The organism is Bacteroides acidifaciens (assembly GCF_024623065.1).
In the GTDB taxonomy this organism is placed as follows: Bacteria; Bacteroidota; Bacteroidia; order Bacteroidales; family Bacteroidaceae; genus Bacteroides; species Bacteroides acidifaciens.
The window spans coordinates 14,244-31,321 of sequence record NZ_JANJZR010000030.1; the positions used below are offsets into that span (position 1 = coordinate 14,244).

Annotated in this window: 9 protein-coding genes and 1 pseudogene; 6 read left to right on the plus strand and 4 right to left on the minus strand. The window is 43.8% G+C overall.

The genetic code is table 11. The features are described from left to right. From NSB03_RS10595 to NSB03_RS10605, 3 genes and pseudogenes are all read right to left on the minus strand, one after another. Positions 1-2,097 (minus strand): aceric acid hydrolase, encoded by a 2,097-nt coding sequence (locus NSB03_RS10595; protein ID WP_024987691.1) that lies wholly within the window; start codon positions 2,095-2,097, stop codon positions 1-3. 73 nt (positions 2,098-2,170) lie between these two features. Continuing rightward, positions 2,171-2,537 (minus strand): annotated as a pseudogene (locus NSB03_RS10600) (DUF5131 family protein); the annotation flags it as partial. 149 nt (positions 2,538-2,686) lie between these two features. Next, positions 2,687-3,085, minus strand: coding sequence for a hypothetical protein (locus NSB03_RS10605; RefSeq protein ID WP_121766227.1), 399 nt, complete (start codon positions 3,083-3,085; stop codon positions 2,687-2,689). A gap of 638 nt (positions 3,086-3,723) precedes the next feature. Here NSB03_RS10605 and NSB03_RS10610 point away from each other — a divergent pair. The 6 genes from NSB03_RS10610 to NSB03_RS10635 all read left to right on the plus strand — a co-directional run bounded on the left by NSB03_RS10610 (position 3,724) and on the right by NSB03_RS10635 (position 14,940). After that, positions 3,724-4,812 carry a linear amide C-N hydrolase gene (locus NSB03_RS10610; RefSeq protein ID WP_024987690.1) on the plus strand — a complete coding sequence of 363 codons (1,089 nt, stop codon included), beginning with the start codon at positions 3,724-3,726 and terminating at the stop codon, positions 4,810-4,812. Positions 4,813-4,922: 110 nt separating this feature from the next. Then, the gene (locus tag NSB03_RS10615) at positions 4,923-7,391 is read left to right on the plus strand and encodes a glycoside hydrolase family 95 protein (protein ID WP_257466378.1); all 2,469 of its coding nucleotides are present in this window, start codon (positions 4,923-4,925) and stop codon (positions 7,389-7,391) included. A gap of 13 nt (positions 7,392-7,404) precedes the next feature. Further along, the gene (locus tag NSB03_RS10620) at positions 7,405-8,610 is read left to right on the plus strand and encodes a glycoside hydrolase family 88/105 protein (RefSeq protein WP_257466379.1); all 1,206 of its coding nucleotides are present in this window, start codon (positions 7,405-7,407) and stop codon (positions 8,608-8,610) included. A gap of 20 nt (positions 8,611-8,630) precedes the next feature. Then, positions 8,631-10,082 (plus strand): glycoside hydrolase family 140 protein, encoded by a 1,452-nt coding sequence (locus tag NSB03_RS10625; RefSeq protein ID WP_024987689.1) that lies wholly within the window; start codon positions 8,631-8,633, stop codon positions 10,080-10,082. Continuing rightward, positions 10,075-13,941, plus strand: coding sequence for a family 78 glycoside hydrolase catalytic domain (locus tag NSB03_RS10630; protein WP_257466380.1), 3,867 nt, complete (start codon positions 10,075-10,077; stop codon positions 13,939-13,941). Before NSB03_RS10625 ends, NSB03_RS10630 begins: the two co-directional genes overlap by 8 nt. 111 nt (positions 13,942-14,052) lie before the next feature. Continuing rightward, a complete protein-coding gene (locus NSB03_RS10635; protein ID WP_024987688.1) occupies positions 14,053-14,940 on the plus strand; it encodes an SDR family NAD(P)-dependent oxidoreductase in 888 nt (295 codons plus the stop codon). A gap of 170 nt (positions 14,941-15,110) precedes the next feature. Here NSB03_RS10635 and NSB03_RS10640 read toward each other — a convergent pair whose 3' ends face one another. Further along, positions 15,111-17,078, minus strand: a complete 1,968-nt coding sequence (locus NSB03_RS10640; RefSeq protein WP_024987687.1) for a 6-O-methylesterase — start codon at positions 17,076-17,078, stop codon at positions 15,111-15,113.

The following is a 17,078-nucleotide window of genomic DNA, read 5'->3' on the forward strand; positions in this document are numbered from 1 at the left end:
TTATCTTGTTAATGGCATCCATACCGTCATTTCTCCCTTTCCTCTGTTTCCCCAGGCATAATAAGGAATCAGGCGGATATTCACCGTTCTTTCAGCCTGAGCCACCGGACGATAAAGCACTCCTTCCCAAGAGGCGGGAGATGCCAAACGTACTGTCCCTTCAAGAGCCACTATCGGACTGCCTTCTATCGTTACTTTCTTAGGAGTCAATTTAATATCGGCAGGAATCAATACGTTATCAATCTTTTCTCCGTTTGCAATATCCATACTTTCCAGACAGTAAACCAGCGGCCCGCGTTTCACAACTACCTGATTACGGATTTCCTCTGCCAACGGATGGGCTTCAAGCAGACAGACAGGCATATCCATTGCGAGTTCCACTACATCGCCTTTTTTCCATACGCGGTTGACTTCCGCATATGTATTCGCTTTTGTATCCATTTGCACCAGCTGACCATTCACTTTTAATGCAGTCTTTTCACACCATTCCGGAATACGAAGGAAAAGAGAGAAAGCACCCGCCTTACGAGGAACTTTATTCAACGTCAAACGTACGTTACCATCCCAAGGATAATCCGTCTCCTGCGCCAAAGCAATTTCGCCTTTATCCTTCCAGTCCGTTGTTAATGTATTTGCGCCATATAAGTTGCAGTAAATTCCTTCCGGACTCAATGTATATGCATAATTCTGTGCCTGGCACAGTGTACGCAATGTATTTGGCGGGCAGCAGAAACAACTGATATATTCCGTCCGTTCTTTCGGCCAACGAAGCGTGTAAGGAAGATCGGCACTGATACGAAGCGGATTGGTATAGAAATATTTCTTTCCGTCCAGACTGATGCCGCTCAATACACTATTATAAAGACAAGTCTCTACAAGGTCAGCATATTTCGCATCTCCTGTCACTTCCAGCATACGCCAGTTGAAAAGCATATTTCCGATATTAGCACATGTTTCATTGTGTGCTGTGTTATTCGGCAACTGATAAGGACGTCCGTAGCTCTGATGTACCTTCTGAATACTATCCGGCTCATAGCAAGTACCGTCCGGTGACGTTCCATCATAAAGAGCACCGCAAGCTCCGGTCACATACATCTTCCGGGTGACAATATCATTCCAGATACTTGTCAGATTTTTCATCAACTGTTGTTCGCCTGTCTCGGCATATACATCCGCTACTCCTGCATACAGATAATTCGCACGTACGGCATGCCCCATTGCACGATATTGGTCGTGGAAAGGAATACGATCCTGATTATCATCTGTTCCGTTTTCCACCATACCGCGAATATCAATCAGATTCTTCGAAAGTTCCAGATAACGGGGATTTCCTGTGGCACGATACATTTCGACCACTCCCATATAATGAGAAGGACAAATGGCATTACGAGCCAGTTCGGCAGAAGCCGTTTCATAAAAATGACAAAGGAAGTCCGTTGCTTTCACAGCGGCATCGAAAAGCGTTGTCTTTCCGGTGGCACGACGATGCACAATACCCGCCATCATCAAGTGCCCTAGGTTATATGTCTCAAAATTCAGCCGATTGGCAAAAGCTCCTTTTTCATTCTCGTCACCTACTTTCGTTCCAATGACCGTTTGTTTATGCTGATCCCCTAATGCATGAGAGTCAATACCTTTATTCAGTTCTTCAATAACAACAGGCGTATGTATATAACCGTCTGTACGTTGAGCCTTTACAACACAAGTAATAAAGTTGTCCATTAACCTGTCCAGTTCCGGATCTTTGTTGACAGCATAGACAGAAGCCACTCCTTCCATCCACTTATACATATCTCCGTCGTGGAATGGAGGTCCCCAATGTTCACCCTTGCACACACCGGCAGCAATCTCAAAATTACGAAAACCGTGAGAGATTTCCGGTGTATTCCAAGTGTTCCACATACTTTGCAGAGAAGTCCGGCTAAACACATTAAAACGGTCGCCCCAAAAACCGTCTGTCCAATGTACGGCACCTATTCCGATATTAGCCATCTTTGCAAAACGGCTCTGACTCATATCCGTCAATCCATTGCTTTGCGCAAGTGCTCCCGTAACGGAGGCGGAAGCTAAAAGAAGTAACAGTTTTATCTGTTTCATTAATATGGATAATTTAAAATTTACACAATATCTTTATAAAAAGACGTAATTATCCGCATTTTGTACTCAATAAATCAATCTGGTTAAGAAGAGACTCACAGATATGATTTTATGTTTAATAGGAGTCGCTTTATAAATAGACAGACAATAATCCACCCTGTCCTGATTTTCCATTGTACAGCAAATCGTAAAATTGTCATAACTACCTCCCCAATCAGAAAATCGGAAGTAAAACAGGTATAGACCAAATTGCCTGAAGGAATTTTATACGTCCCGTTCCTTTTCCGTTGCAGAGGCAGGGCAAACTTTCCGGTCTTTGCAACAAACGAACTATCTTTCCCGTATTTGCCGTCTGTACGATATACATAACAATAACGACAGACTTCACTAAGTTTATGACATCCATACCAAAGAGTGCACATCGAAGCTTTTTCATTCATTTTCTTTTTTTCTTCAAATACATATCTTATCTGCCATATATCCATAACAAGAGTGCACCTTTTTTCTGTTGAAAAAAGGTGCACAAAACACAAACAAAACAAACAATAGAGCGACCTTCACAGGCAGCCGGTCGGTTAAGACCCTATCTTTAATCCGCCCATCTCGATGCGGGCAATTTCTTCTTACAATATGACTTCATCCAGCTATACGATTTTCTTTTTCGCAGGTAAAGCGTATCTCCACAATGCCTTATCGCTTCCCAGTCAAAGATAGAGTGATGTCTTATCATCCGTTCCCACCAATAAAGAAAATGATATGTAGACAAAGGTATTAACATAAACCACCAGGATAGCCATAATGACAATACCAAGCCTGGTAACAATGTGAGAAAAATACACTCCGTATATTGCCTCAGATGAATTCGGGCCTCCATTTCTTCCCAAATTTCCAAATACTTATAGCGAGTAAAGTAACAACCGAAAATCATAAAAGAATGTTTCTTCTTACCGAGAAAACATTTCGCTAACCTACTATTGTATAAAATCATTATCCCTAATACTGTGTTTGTAAGTTCCACTTCGCAAATGTCCGTATAATCGCGAATATAGCAATTTGTATTCATTTCTAAGAGAAGAATACTTGTTTGGGAACATGACTATTAGTACAAATTTCAAATCCCATGTTTCGATATATACAAAAACATTCATCTAAAGATGTTCACTTTTGTGTTACTTGCATAATTCGGGGTATGTATATCTGATTATTACAACAGAACAACCACCCCTGTTTAACTGGTCACTGATATTGGAACATATATTATGACGATATACTCCAATTACCTTTATTGTTTTCACAAAGATACTACATTTGTGTGTATTTTATATGAAATATAGATAAAAATCATTCAATAATGCATTAAAATAAAAAATGTATCCTCTTTCCGGTGGGAAAGAGGATACACAAATAATCCTTTTTATATAATCAGAAGGACAGATATTATAGAATTCCTTAAACTTTTTCCCAATATATTGTCCATCACGATAATCTAGCATACCAGCTATTTCTAAGTTAATAATTGCTTTTTTAAATCTGTCTTCTGAAAGTTTATTTGAATGTACCTAAATCAATAGAAATTACATAAACTAATTTCCATTCAGATTTGTTATTCAATGAAAAACAATTATTATGAAGAAGAATTTATCTGTTATTCAAGTTGTCATTGGCTGTCTGTTTGTGTTCCTGTCTCCTTCTCTTGCAGAAGCTTGTACAGGTATTACATTAAAAAGCAAAAATGACACCACTATCGTTGCAAGAACGATTGAATGGGGTGGAAGTGACATGAACAGCCAATATGTCATTGTTCCAAGAGGACATACCGAACAATCATTCACTCCGGATGGAATTGACGGAATGTTGTATGCCGCACAATACGGATATGTAGGACTGGCTGTCGAACAAAAAGAATTCATAGCCGAAGGTCTGAATGAAGCCGGACTTTCAGCAGGATTGTTTTATTTTCCTCATTATGGCGAATATGAGAAATACAATCCGGCAAAGAAAGCAAAAAGTATTTCTGATTTACAGCTCATTTCCTGGCTTTTGGGAAAATGTAAAACTGTGGATGAAGTGAAAAAAGCAGTTCAAGAAGTACACGTGATTAATTTTATCCCACAAGCATCTACTGTTCACTGGCGTTTTACTGACACTTCCGGTCGACAGGTGGTTTTGGAAATAGTTCAGGGCATCCCCCATTTTTATGAGAATAAGTTGGGAGTGCTGACAAATTCTCCCGGTTTTGAATGGCATCTGACGAATCTCAATAATTATGTCAACCTATACCCCGGATCAGCTCCGGCCAAACATTTGGGTAATATAGAATTAAGTGCTTTCGGCTCCGGAAGCGGCTTTCTAGGTATTCCTGGCGACATAACTCCACCCTCCCGTTTTGTACGTGCCGCTTTTTATCAGACAACGGCTCCCCAACAAGATACTGCTTTAAAGACCGTTCTTCAATGTTTCCAAATACTAAACAATTTTGATATACCGGTAGGAATAGAGTTTCCGGCAGGAAAAATTCCGGCAAATATTCCAAGCGCTACCCAATGGACTTCAGCTACGGACATAGCCAATCGAATCATTTATTTCCGTACTATGTACAATAGCGCTATACGCAGTATCGATTTACATTCGATTAATTTCTCTACTGTACGTTATCAAGCTATACCGATGGATATTGTCAGACAACAACCTGTTGAAAATATAAGAATAAAATAGCATCCATACCTTTATAAACACATTTCCGAAGCAAGATGTTTCACGGAATATGGGTACAAAAAACTTCTCCAATCGTCCTTTTATAAAAGTATAAAAGCAATTGGACAGAAATGAATAAAAAGAGATTAATCGGATATCTGTTTGTTATGGTGTCTGTAAGTTGTATTCATGCACAGGAAAAGAAAGTAACCACGCAGGAATATAAATTATGGTACGACCGTCCCGCACAGGTATGGACCGAAGCTTTACCCCTAGGGAACGGTCGCTTGGGAGCTATGGTATATGGAACACCGGGCACGGAACAAATACAACTAAACGAAGAAACCATTTGGGCAGGACGTCCCAACAATAACGCCAATCCGAATGCACTGGAGTATATCCCGAAAGTGCGTGAACTGGTGTTTGCCGGAAAATATCTGGAAGCGCAGACTCTTGCAACAGAAAAAGTAATGGCAAAGACCAATTCGGGTATGCCATATCAAAGCTTCGGCGACCTGCGAATCGCTTTTCCCGGACATACCCGTTATTCCAATTATTACCGGGAATTAAGTTTGGACTCGGCACGTGCCATCGTTCGTTATGAAGTAGACGGAGTGCAGTATCAGCGTGAAACGATCACTTCATTTACCGACCAGGTAGTAATGGTCAGGCTGACGGCCAACCGTCCCGGACAAATTACTTTCAACGCACAACTTACTTCGCCGCATCAAGATGTAATGATTGCTTCCGAAGAGGGAAATTGTGTGACACTTTCCGGAGTATCTTCCTGGCATGAGGGGATCAAAGGGAAAGTAGAGTTCCAAGGGAGACTGACAGCAAAAAATAAAGGGGGAAAGATAGCATGTGCCGACGGTGTCCTTTCCGTTGAAGGAGCTGATGAAGCTACGGTCTATGTATCCATTGCCACTAACTTCAACAATTATCTCGACATCACTGCAAATCAGATAGCACGTGCCAAAGATTACTTGTCTAAATCAATGGCACGCCCATTTGCGGAAGCCAAAAAAAATCATATTGATTTCTACCGCAAATACCTGACCAGAGTAACTTTAGATTTAGGAGAAGATCAATACAAAGATGTGACGACCGACAAACGGGTAGAGGATTTCAAAGAAACGAATGATGCTCATTTGGTTGCCACTTATTTCCAGTTCGGACGCTACTTGCTGATCTGTTCTTCCCAACCGGGCGGGCAACCTGCCAATCTGCAAGGTATCTGGAACGACAAACTATTCCCTTCATGGGATAGCAAATACACCTGCAATATCAATTTGGAGATGAATTACTGGCCCTCGGAAGTAACAAACCTGAGCGAACTGAATGAACCTCTTTTCCGGCTGATAAAGGAAGTGAGCGAAACAGGAAAGGAAACAGCTAAAATCATGTATGGAGCCGACGGCTGGGTATTGCATCATAATACGGACATTTGGCGTGTCACAGGTGCAATCGACAAAGCACCTTCAGGTATGTGGCCGAGCGGCGGAGCATGGCTTTGCCGCCATCTTTGGGAACGTTATCTATACACAGGAGATGTCAATTTCCTGCGTTCCGTTTATCCGATACTGAAAGAGGCCGGGCGTTTCTTTGATGAAATCATGGTGAAAGAGCCTATACACAACTGGTTGGTAGTCTGCCCCAGTAACTCACCGGAGAATGTACATTCCGGCAGTAATGGCAAAGCAACGACAGCTGCCGGATGCACAATGGACAATCAATTGATTTTCGACCTTTGGACTGCTATTGTTTCGGCATCCAACATATTGGATACTGATAAAGAATTTGCCACTCACCTGTCACAACGCATCAAGGAAATGGCTCCCATGCAAGTGGGACATTGGGGACAGTTACAAGAATGGATGTTCGATTGGGACAATCCGGATGATGTACACCGTCATGTTTCTCATCTTTACGGATTATTCCCCAGCAACCAGATTTCCCCTTATCGTACTCCCGAATTATTCGATGCCGCACGCACTTCGCTCATTCATCGCGGAGATCCTTCGACCGGTTGGAGCATGGGATGGAAAGTATGTCTTTGGGCACGTCTGCTTGACGGTGACCATGCCTATAAACTAATTACAGACCAGCTAACCCTTGTACGCAACGAAAAGAAAAAAGGTGGCACCTACCCTAACCTGTTCGATGCGCACCCTCCTTTCCAAATTGACGGTAACTTCGGCTGTGCAGCGGGTATCGCCGAGATGCTGATGCAAAGCTACGATGGTTTTATTTACCTGCTTCCTGCGCTTCCCACCCTTTGGAAAGAAGGTTCTGTCAAAGGTATTATTGCCCGTGGTGGTTTTGAACTAGACTTGAGTTGGAAAAACGGGAAAGTAAGCCGCTTGGTCATAAAATCCCATAAAGGCGGCAACTGTCGCCTGCGCTCACTCAATCCATTGACAGGCAAAGGACTGAAACGCGCCAAAGGGGCAAATCCAAATCCTCTATACGCTGTTCCTGCCATTCCCGAACCATTAATCAACGAAAAAGCCAACCTGAATAAAGTGGTTGTTGCAGATACCTATTTATATGATCTGCCCACCAAAGCAGGACAGGAATATATACTGACCGGAAAATAATAACTCAACCGATATGAACAGAAACTTATTAAAACTGATTGTCGCTTGCGGAGCTGCTTGTTTTATCGCATGCACGCCCCCTCAGAAAGCAGAGACGGAAAAGTGGAGTGAACGTATGGCACGCTCCGAAATGAAGCGTTTTCCCGAACCTTGGATGATTGAAAAAGCCAAGAAACCACGCTGGGGATATACCCACGGTCTTGTGGTTAAGTCCATGCTCGAAGAATGGAAACATACGGGCGACAGCACTTACTATGATTATGCAAAAATCTATGCTGACAGTCTGATTGACGCTGATGGACACATCAGAACCATGAAATACCTTTCATTCAACATTGATAATGTCAACGGTGGCAAGATTCTTTTTGACCTTTACGCACAGACTGGAGACGAACGTTACAAGATTGCCATGGATACCTTATGCAAACAAATGGCGGAACAACCCCGCACAAGCGAAGGCGGATTCTGGCACAAACTGAAATATCCACACCAAATGTGGCTGGACGGAATCTTTATGGCTTCCCCATACTTAGCTCAATACGGTGCTACTTTTCATGAATCGGGCTTATTTGACGAAGCCGTGAAGCAGATTCTTCTGATAAACCGCAAGACTTATGATCACGCAACCAGACTTTATTATCACGGTTGGGACGAGAGCCGCGACCAGAAATGGGCAAATCCCGAATCAGGCTGCTCTCCTAACTTCTGGAGCCGCAGTATCGGATGGTATGGAGCCGCCATTGTTGATGTGCTCGATTATCTTCCACAGGACATTGCCGGACGCGACAGTGTGATGCAGATTCTTCAGGGACTAGCCAAGACACTGGTAAAATATCAAGATTCTCAATCGGGCATCTGGCATCAAGTGACCGACCAGGGAGCACGCGAAGGGAATTATCTGGAATCTTCGGCAACGGCTTTATTTATTTATACACTTGCCAAAGCTATCAATAAAGGATATATCGGCAAAGAATATATTGAGTCCACACAAAAAGCCTTCGAGGGTATGGTCAAGACATTTACCCGTTTGGAAGAAGACGGCAGCTACACAATCACCAACTGCTGCGCAGTTGCCGGATTGGGTGGAGACTCTAAAAGATACCGTGACGGCTCATTCGAATATTATATCAGTGAACCCGTTATCGAGAACGATCCGAAATCGGTAGGCTCATTCATCCTGGCTGCTATTGAGTATGAGAAAATGATTGATAAACAATAAACTAAAAACAATAAAATGCAATGAGAAAATTCAAAATCTTTCCTCTTTTGTTGCTGCTATTGACACTAGCTACTACGACCACAGCGCAGAAGAAAACACAAAAGACGTATATCCCTTGGAACAATGGCAAACTCGTCGTTTCTGAAGAGGGACGCTACTTGAAACACGAAAACGGCACTCCTTTTTTCTGGCTCGGAGAAACAGGATGGCTGCTCCCCGAACGATTGAACCGTGACGAAGCCGAATATTATCTGGAACAATGCAAACGTCGCGGATACAATGTGATTCAAGTTCAGACAATGAACAATGTTCCATCCATGAATATCTACGGACAATATTCCATGATAGACGGATATAACTTCAGGAACATCAACCAGAAAGGTGTATATGGTTATTGGGATCACATGGATTATATCATTCGTACAGCGGCCAAAAAGGGACAATACATCGGTATGGTTTGTATATGGGGAAGCCCTGTGAACCGTGGCGAAATGACTGTAGAACAAGCGAAAGCCTATGGTAAGTTCCTGGCGGAACGTTATAAAGATGAGCCGAACATTATCTGGTTTATCGGCGGGGATATTCGCGGCGACGTGAAAACAGCCGAATGGGAAGCATTGGCTACCTCTATCAAGGCAATCGACAAAAATCACCTGATGACTTTCCATCCGCGTGGCAGAACAACATCGGCAACCTGGTTCAACAACGCTCCATGGCTGGATTTCAATATGTTCCAAAGCGGACACCGCCGTTATGGACAACGTTTCGGTGACGGCGATTATCCTATCGAAGAAAATACGGAAGAAGACAACTGGCGTTTTGTTGAACGTAGCATGGCTATGAAGCCGATGAAACCTGTGATTGACGGAGAACCTATTTACGAAGAAATTCCTCACGGTCTGCATGACGAAAATGAATTGTTATGGAAAGATTATGATGTACGCCGCTATGCTTATTGGTCGGTATTTGCAGGTTCTTTCGGACATACTTACGGTCATAATTCCATCATGCAATTTATCAAACCGGGTGTAGGCGGTGCTTATGGTGCAAAGAAACCCTGGTACGATGCTTTGAATGATCCGGGATTTAACCAAATGAAATATCTGAAAAACCTGATGCTGACTTTCCCATTCTTCGAGCGCGTACCGGATCAGTCCATTATCGCAGGTCAGAATGGAGAACGTTATGACCGCGCCATCGCTACACGCGGTAATGATTATCTGATGGTATATAATTATACCGGACGTCCGATGGAAGTTGATTTCAGTAAAATCAGCGGTACAAAGAAGAATGCGTGGTGGTACACAACAAAAGACGGTAAGCTGGAATATATCGGTGAATTTGATAACGGTGTCCACAAATTCCAGCATGATAGCGGTTATTGCAGCGGAAACGATCATGTGCTGATTGTTGTAGACAGCAGTAAAAATTATCTGAATAAGGATTGGACGGAAATCAATGCTCATGAATAAAAGAATATTTATATCATCTATATTTTCTCTTCTGCTCTTTGCAGGTTCGCTACATGCAGCCATAAGCATAGCCGACTTGCGGACAGAGCAGTTGAAGAATCCATTAGGTATTGACACGCGCCACCCCCGACTAGGTTGGCGCATCGAATCCAATGAACAGAATGTGATACAAACAGCGTATCACATTCTTGTTGCATCTTCTCCCGAGCTATTGGCACAGGGAAAAGGTGATTGTTGGGATTCGGGAAAAGTAGAAACGGACGCATCCCAATGGATCACTTACCTGGGAAAATCATTAAAGTGCAATGTTCCCTACTACTGGAAAGTGAAAGTATATACCAACAAAGGTGAAGCAGACTGGAGCACTCCGGCTTTTTGGACCATGGGATTACTCAACGAAGCAGATTGGCAAGGTCAGTGGATTGGATTGGACCGTGCCGCTCCGGATGATAGTGAAACCCAATGGAGCCGTTTGGCAGCCCGTTACCTTCGCAAAGAATTTGCTTTAAGCAAAGAAGTGAAACGTGCAACGATACACATTGCCGGAATGGGGCTTTATGAATTGTTTATCAATGGACAGCGTATCGGCAATCAGGTATTGGCGCCCACTCCTACCGACTACCGGAAAACAATTCTGTATAATACCTACGACGTCACTTCGCAACTTCAAAAAGAGAACGCTATCGGAGTTACTTTGGGTAACGGCCGCTTCTATACCATGCGTCAGAATTACAAACCGTACAAGATACCGACATTCGGTTATCCCAAGCTTCGGCTAAACCTGATTTTGGAATATACGGACGGCAGCAAAGAAACAATTTCCACTAATACTTCGTGGAAACTGACTACCGAAGGTCCCATCCGCAGCAACAATGAATATGACGGTGAAGAATATGACGCCCGCAAGGAACTGGGAAACTGGACGCAAAACGGATACGATGACAAGAACTGGATGCCTGCCCAGCGCGTCAGTATCCCTTCGGGAACATTGCGTGCCCAAATGATGCCGGGGATGAAAGTCATGGATACCTTGAAACCCGCTTCTATCAAAAAGCTCGGTGATAAATACATTCTGGATTTTGGTCAGAATATGGCAGGTTGGGTACGTTTCCGCATTAAGGGACAGGCGGGTGACAGCATCCGTCTCCGCTTCGCGGAAACTTTGCAAGCTAATGGTGAACTATTTACCAGGAATTTGCGTGATGCCCGTTCCACAGACGTATATATTACAAGCGGACACGAAACAAAAGATGCCACTTGGGCACCCCGTTTTATTTATCATGGCTTCCGCTATGTAGAAGTTGGCGGTTATCCGAACGCGAAAGCTGAGGATTTTGTAGCCGAAGTAGTGGAAGATGAAATGGAACATACAGGTTCTTTCAATTGTTCCGACGAGACTTTGAACAAGATTGTCCGTAATGCGTTTTGGGGTATCCGGAGCAATTATAAAGGCATGCCGATAGATTGCCCCCAACGCAATGAGCGCCAGCCTTGGCTAGGTGACCGCACCATGGGATGCTGGGGAGAAAGTATGCTGTTCAATAATCATGCCATGTACACCAAATGGGCGCGTGACATCTGCGAAGCACAACGTGAGGATGGCTGTATCCCCGACGTAGCCCCTGCCTATTGGAACTATTACTCGGATAATGTGACCTGGCCTGCTGCACTGCCTATGGCTTGCGATATGCTTTTCACCAATTTCGGAGACAAACGCCCGATAGAAGAGAATTATCCGGCTATCAAGAAATGGGTGTCTCATATCCGTGAATACTACATGACAGAGGATTACATTATCGCCAAAGACAAATATGGTGACTGGTGTGTTCCGCCCGAATCATTAGAACTCATCCATAGCAAAGACCCTTCCCGCAAAACGGACGGATCACTCATTGCCACCGCTTATTATCTGAAAGTGCTACAACTGATGCATCGCTTCGCTACCCTGCAAGGGTTAAAGGCTGATGCGGAAGAATGGGAAGAGTTGGAACACCGCATGAAGGATGCCTTCAACGCCCGTTTCCTGCATATCAAAGAGGGAACGTCTCCCATGCCGGGACACACGTTGTATCCGGACAGCATCTATTACGGCAACAATACAGTCACCGCCAATATCCTGCCACTTGCTTTCGGACTGGTTCCGAAAAATTACATCGAAGAGGTAGCCAAGAATGCCGTAGCCTCCATCATCACCACCAACAAAGGCCACATCAGCTCTGGAGTGATAGGTGTACAATGGCTGCTGCGCGAACTGAGCCGTCGCAGTCATGCCGATGTAGCTTACCTGCTTGCCACCAACAAGACCTATCCTTCGTGGGGATACATGATTGAGAAAGGTGCTACCACCATCTGGGAGTTATGGAACGGTGACACGGCAAATCCCGAAATGAACAGTGGCAACCACGTGATGCTTTTAGGCGACTTATTGCCATGGTGCTTTAATAATCTGGCAGGTATCCGTGCCGACCGTTGGAAATCCGGTTATAAGCATATTGTTTTCCAGCCAGCTTTTGAAATTCAGGAGTTAAGCGATGTAGACGCATCCTATATGAGCATTTACGGAAAGATAACCAGCCGATGGAGCAAAACACCCACATATCTGGAGTGGGACATCGAACTTCCCGCCAATACAACAGGCGAAGTACACCTGCCGGATGGACGAAAAGAAAAAATAGGTTCGGGAAAGTATCATTTCAGTGTAGATATACCTACTAAAAACACCGCTATCTTAAGCGATGAGTTTCTATACCAAAAGGCATCTTTTCCTGAATGCCATGGAGCGACTATTGTTGAGATGAAGAACGGCGACCTTGTAGCCTCTTTCTTTGGCGGAACAAAAGAACGTAATCCCGACTGTTGTATCTGGGTATGCCGCAAGCCGAAAGGCGCAAAAATGTGGACTGTTCCCCAACTTGCCGCCGACGGGGTATTTTCACTCAAAGATCCACAAGCTATTTTAGCAGGAATTGATTCTACCTGTACACCTGTAAAAGACGCAAAAGGAAAACTTATCGCCCGCCGGAAAGCTTGTTGGAATCCGGTACTTTTTCAAGTCCCCGGTGGTGATTTGATTCTGTTCTACAAGATAGGTCTGAAAGTAAGTGACTGGACAGGATGGCTGGTTCGTTCGCGTGACAGTGGAAAGACATGGAGCAAACGCGAACCTCTCCCGAAAGGTTTCTTGGGCCCTATCAAGAATAAACCGGAATATGTCAATGGTCGTATTATCTGTCCCTCCAGTACGGAGGGCAGTAAGGGCTGGCGCGTCCACTTCGAGATTTCCGATGACAAAGGAAAGACCTGGAAAATGGTAGATCCATTGGATGCCGAATTATCCGTACCTACCCAAAACCGTAAAAAGGGAGGAATGAACGTAGATGACCAAGAAGGTGGAGAAGCCATCAAAGGAGAAGGCGCAAAACCTATTTATGCTATACAACCCAGTATTCTGAAGCATAAGGACGGAAGACTGCAAGTGCTTTGCCGTACACGTAATGCACAAATTGCGACTGCTTGGAGTAATGACAATGGCGATACGTGGAGTAAAGTAACACTGTTGGACGTCCCGAACAACAATTCCGGTACAGACGCAGTGACGATGAAAGACGACAGACATGTACTTATCTATAACAACTTCTCTACATTGCCTGGAACTCCGAAAGGCCCCCGTACTCCGCTCGGCATAGCCATATCAGAAGATGGAATCAAGTGGATGCCTGTTCTTACATTAGAAGATAGCCCGATCAGCCAATATTCTTACCCTAGCATTATTCAAGGAAAAGACGGCAAACTGCATGCCATTTACACCTGGCGTCGCCAACGAATCAAATATGCGGAAATAGATCCGGCAAAGTTTTAAATATCGAACGATAGACTGAATGAAATCGACCGCCCGTTCTAACAGAAACGGGCGGTCGATTCTTTGCATATATCCTTTTTATATTTTACATTTGCCAATAAAAAAAGAACAATGGCAGATAATTATATAGAGAGACAGCAGGAACAATATGAAGCCAGAAAAGCAGCTTGGAAACAAGCTCAAAAGTATGGTAAGAAGAAACCGGCAACAATCCGCCCGGCCCAATCAGCCTCACACTTCCCAATGGCTTCAAAGTCAGATGACTCAAAAAGAAGAGTCTTTATAACAGGAGGAGCGGAAGGAATAGGCAAAGCAATAGTAGAAGCATTTTGCCGGACTGGTAGTCAAGTCGCTTTCTGTGATATAAACGAAACATCGGGACAGGAGACAGCTAAATCAACAGGAGCCATATTCTATAAAGTAGATGTTAGTGATAAAAATGCACTTGAAAGTTGCATGCAAAGCATTCTTACCGAATGGAACGATATTGATATTATTATCAACAACGTCGGCATCAGCAAATTTTCTTCTATCACAGAAACAAGTGTAGAGGATTTCGACAAAATCCTGTCTATTAACCTGCGCCCTGTATTCATCACTTCCCGACTGCTTGCCATCCATCGCAAAGGGCAACCCTCTCCTAACCCATACGGTCGAATCATAAATATCTGCTCTACGCGTTACCTGATGAGTGAACCGGGAAGTGAAGGTTATGCAGCTTCGAAAGGTGGCATTTATTCTTTGACTCATGCATTGGCTTTGTCTTTATCCGAATGGAATATCACAGTTAACTCGATTGCTCCAGGATGGATACAAACGCATGATTATGACCAACTCCGCCTGGAAGACCATTCACAGCATCCTTCACGCCGGGTAGGTAAACCGGAAGATATTGCCCGCATGTGTCTGTTCCTCTGTGAAGGAAACAATGATTTCATCAATGGAGAAAACATCACTATAGACGGGGGAATGACGAAAAAGATGATTTATATAGAGTAAATAAAGTTACTGAAGACATAAATTATAGCAGCGTTTTTTGAGGGCTAAAGCATAGCTTTAGATACGATAAAGCTATGCTTTGTCAGTTGCAAAGCATAGCTCTATTATATTCTTCTTAATTATCCCAGATATACTCCGATATATATGACGGCTAAAGGCGTACCCTCATTTTATTTCTTCTTTCCCTGAGCCTTCTTTTCCGCGTTTCGTTTATTCACATAATCTTTGAACATCTGACGCCAGTTGCGACCATGTTCATTGAAATACTGTTCGCATTTGGTTTTATAGATTTCAAAGACAGCAGAAATCTGCTTCATGTTCTTATAGTCAATAGCCTGTTCACGCGCCAGTTTCAATTGTTCCAGGACAAACGCAGTTTCTTCTTCTGTCATATTGGGTACAATAGCCTGATAGCCTTTCAATGTAAATGCCACCTTGCCAACTGTATATTTATCAAGTATCTGCTCTATCTGTTCTTCTGTCAGCACTCTGTGCAAGCCTTTCATCAGTCTTTCATGCACTTCTTTCGGCATGGCGGAATCGGCAATCATTTCGCGTTCGAGCTTACTTAATGGCCTACCTGTCAATGGATTGATACCGGCAGGAATCGTTGTATAAGGATGGCCATTATGCCAGTCGCGCACTTGACGCAAATGATTATAAATAGTTGTTACGGCAAATCCGGCTTTCTTTTCATCTTTCAGATTTAACGAAGCAACCCAATCTATTGCTTTCTTCTCAAGAGAAGTATCTGATTTTAGTTGGGCAAACGCCTTCTTGTCAAAGTAAACAGCTACTTTATCAAATGAACGGATAGCATTTTCAGGAAGCAGTTCGCCTTTTTCTCCGAAACTGTACATCGCAGATTCCGGCTCAATTGTAACTTTGCTTTCATCCAGCATCTTTTTATCCAAATTGAATACGTCCGCGAAGAAGTCATAAACTGCATTCCGCTTATTAGGACCAAAGTCGTGCTTTTCTTTCGGAAGATGCACATTGGTTACTTTATCCGTTGCATTGTAGAAGCCGTATATCCGTTGCAAATATGGATATTCCAAAGCAGGTACGCTTGCCGTCCAGTCACCGCCATCCGAAACAATTAATTGCGGACGGGGGGCAAAAGCAGCCGCCAACTCCGCATTGCAAGTCCCACCTGCCGAAAGTTGGATAGGCATCCCGCTTTCACAAGGACATCCGCCATCGAAATGAGAAGCCAGACTTACAACCGGTGCGGAAGCCGTAAAACGGTCATCCAGCACACCTAACAAAACAGTATGCGTGCCGCCGCCCGAACCTCCATTCGCCCCGATACGGCTAGTGTCAATATCCTTGCGGGAAGCAAGCATAGATTCAAGAATCAACAAACCATTCATAGCCTGAATAGTATGCGCCGCACTGCTACGATGTGCCGCACTTCCTACTTGCAGGATAGATTCGCCCCATCCGAACAAATCATAATCGACACAAATAGCCCCCATACGGGCAAGTGTTCCCATACGTTGCTGTTGGTCTTTACGATAGCGACCGCCACCGAAATGTCCGTTCGGACAGATAATCAATGCATGTTTTCCTTTTGATTGGGGTGTATAGATCGAACCGCAGACATATAAACCAGGCAACGTTTCAAGCGCAAAATTCTGTACGGTGTATCCGTCAAACTTACGTATCTTTGAAAGGATAGGCTTTGATTTCACACATTGAGCCAGTAAAGCATCCATCCCCAAACGTTGGCGGACTTCCTTTTTCAGGGAGTCGGCACGAAGCTGGAAAGCTTGTTTGTCCGCATATAGCGTATTAAGATAAGCCAGCATCTTTTCCCCGTCCGCATCTGTACGACGTGGATACTCATAGGCTTTCAGCTTATACATATTTCCTTTCTGTTTGACAAACTTATAATCAAAAGGAGCCAATACATTTGTCAGCGACTCTTCCACCGAATAAGGGCGGATACGGAAATCAGCATAAGGCAATACTTTGCCTACCGTATCAATATCATACTTCAAGCGGATTCCAAAACGGTTTTGAATATCCGTCAACACTTCATTCAAGGGACGGGCAAATTCCGTCTCGTATGTTTGTGTTTGCGCTTCTACCGAAAGGGGCGCGGCAAGAAGCATCGTGAAAAGGATTCGTTTCAT

Excerpts from the sequence above, each read along its gene's own strand:
- NSB03_RS10595 (WP_024987691.1), bottom strand. The coding sequence starts at position 2,097 with ATGAAACAGATAAAACTGTTACTTCTTTTAGCTTCCGCCTCCGTTACG.
- NSB03_RS10605 (WP_121766227.1), bottom strand. The coding sequence starts at position 3,085 with ATGATTTTATACAATAGTAGGTTAGCGAAATGTTTTCTCGGTAAGAAG.
- NSB03_RS10610 (WP_024987690.1), top strand. The coding sequence starts at position 3,724 with ATGAAGAAGAATTTATCTGTTATTCAAGTTGTCATTGGCTGTCTGTTT.
- NSB03_RS10615 (WP_257466378.1), top strand. The coding sequence starts at position 4,923 with ATGAATAAAAAGAGATTAATCGGATATCTGTTTGTTATGGTGTCTGTA.
- NSB03_RS10620 (WP_257466379.1), top strand. The coding sequence starts at position 7,405 with ATGAACAGAAACTTATTAAAACTGATTGTCGCTTGCGGAGCTGCTTGT.
- NSB03_RS10625 (WP_024987689.1), top strand. The coding sequence starts at position 8,631 with ATGAGAAAATTCAAAATCTTTCCTCTTTTGTTGCTGCTATTGACACTA.
- NSB03_RS10630 (WP_257466380.1), top strand. The coding sequence starts at position 10,075 with ATGAATAAAAGAATATTTATATCATCTATATTTTCTCTTCTGCTCTTT.
- NSB03_RS10635 (WP_024987688.1), top strand. The coding sequence starts at position 14,053 with ATGGCAGATAATTATATAGAGAGACAGCAGGAACAATATGAAGCCAGA.
- NSB03_RS10640 (WP_024987687.1), bottom strand. The coding sequence starts at position 17,078 with ATGAAACGAATCCTTTTCACGATGCTTCTTGCCGCGCCCCTTTCGGTA.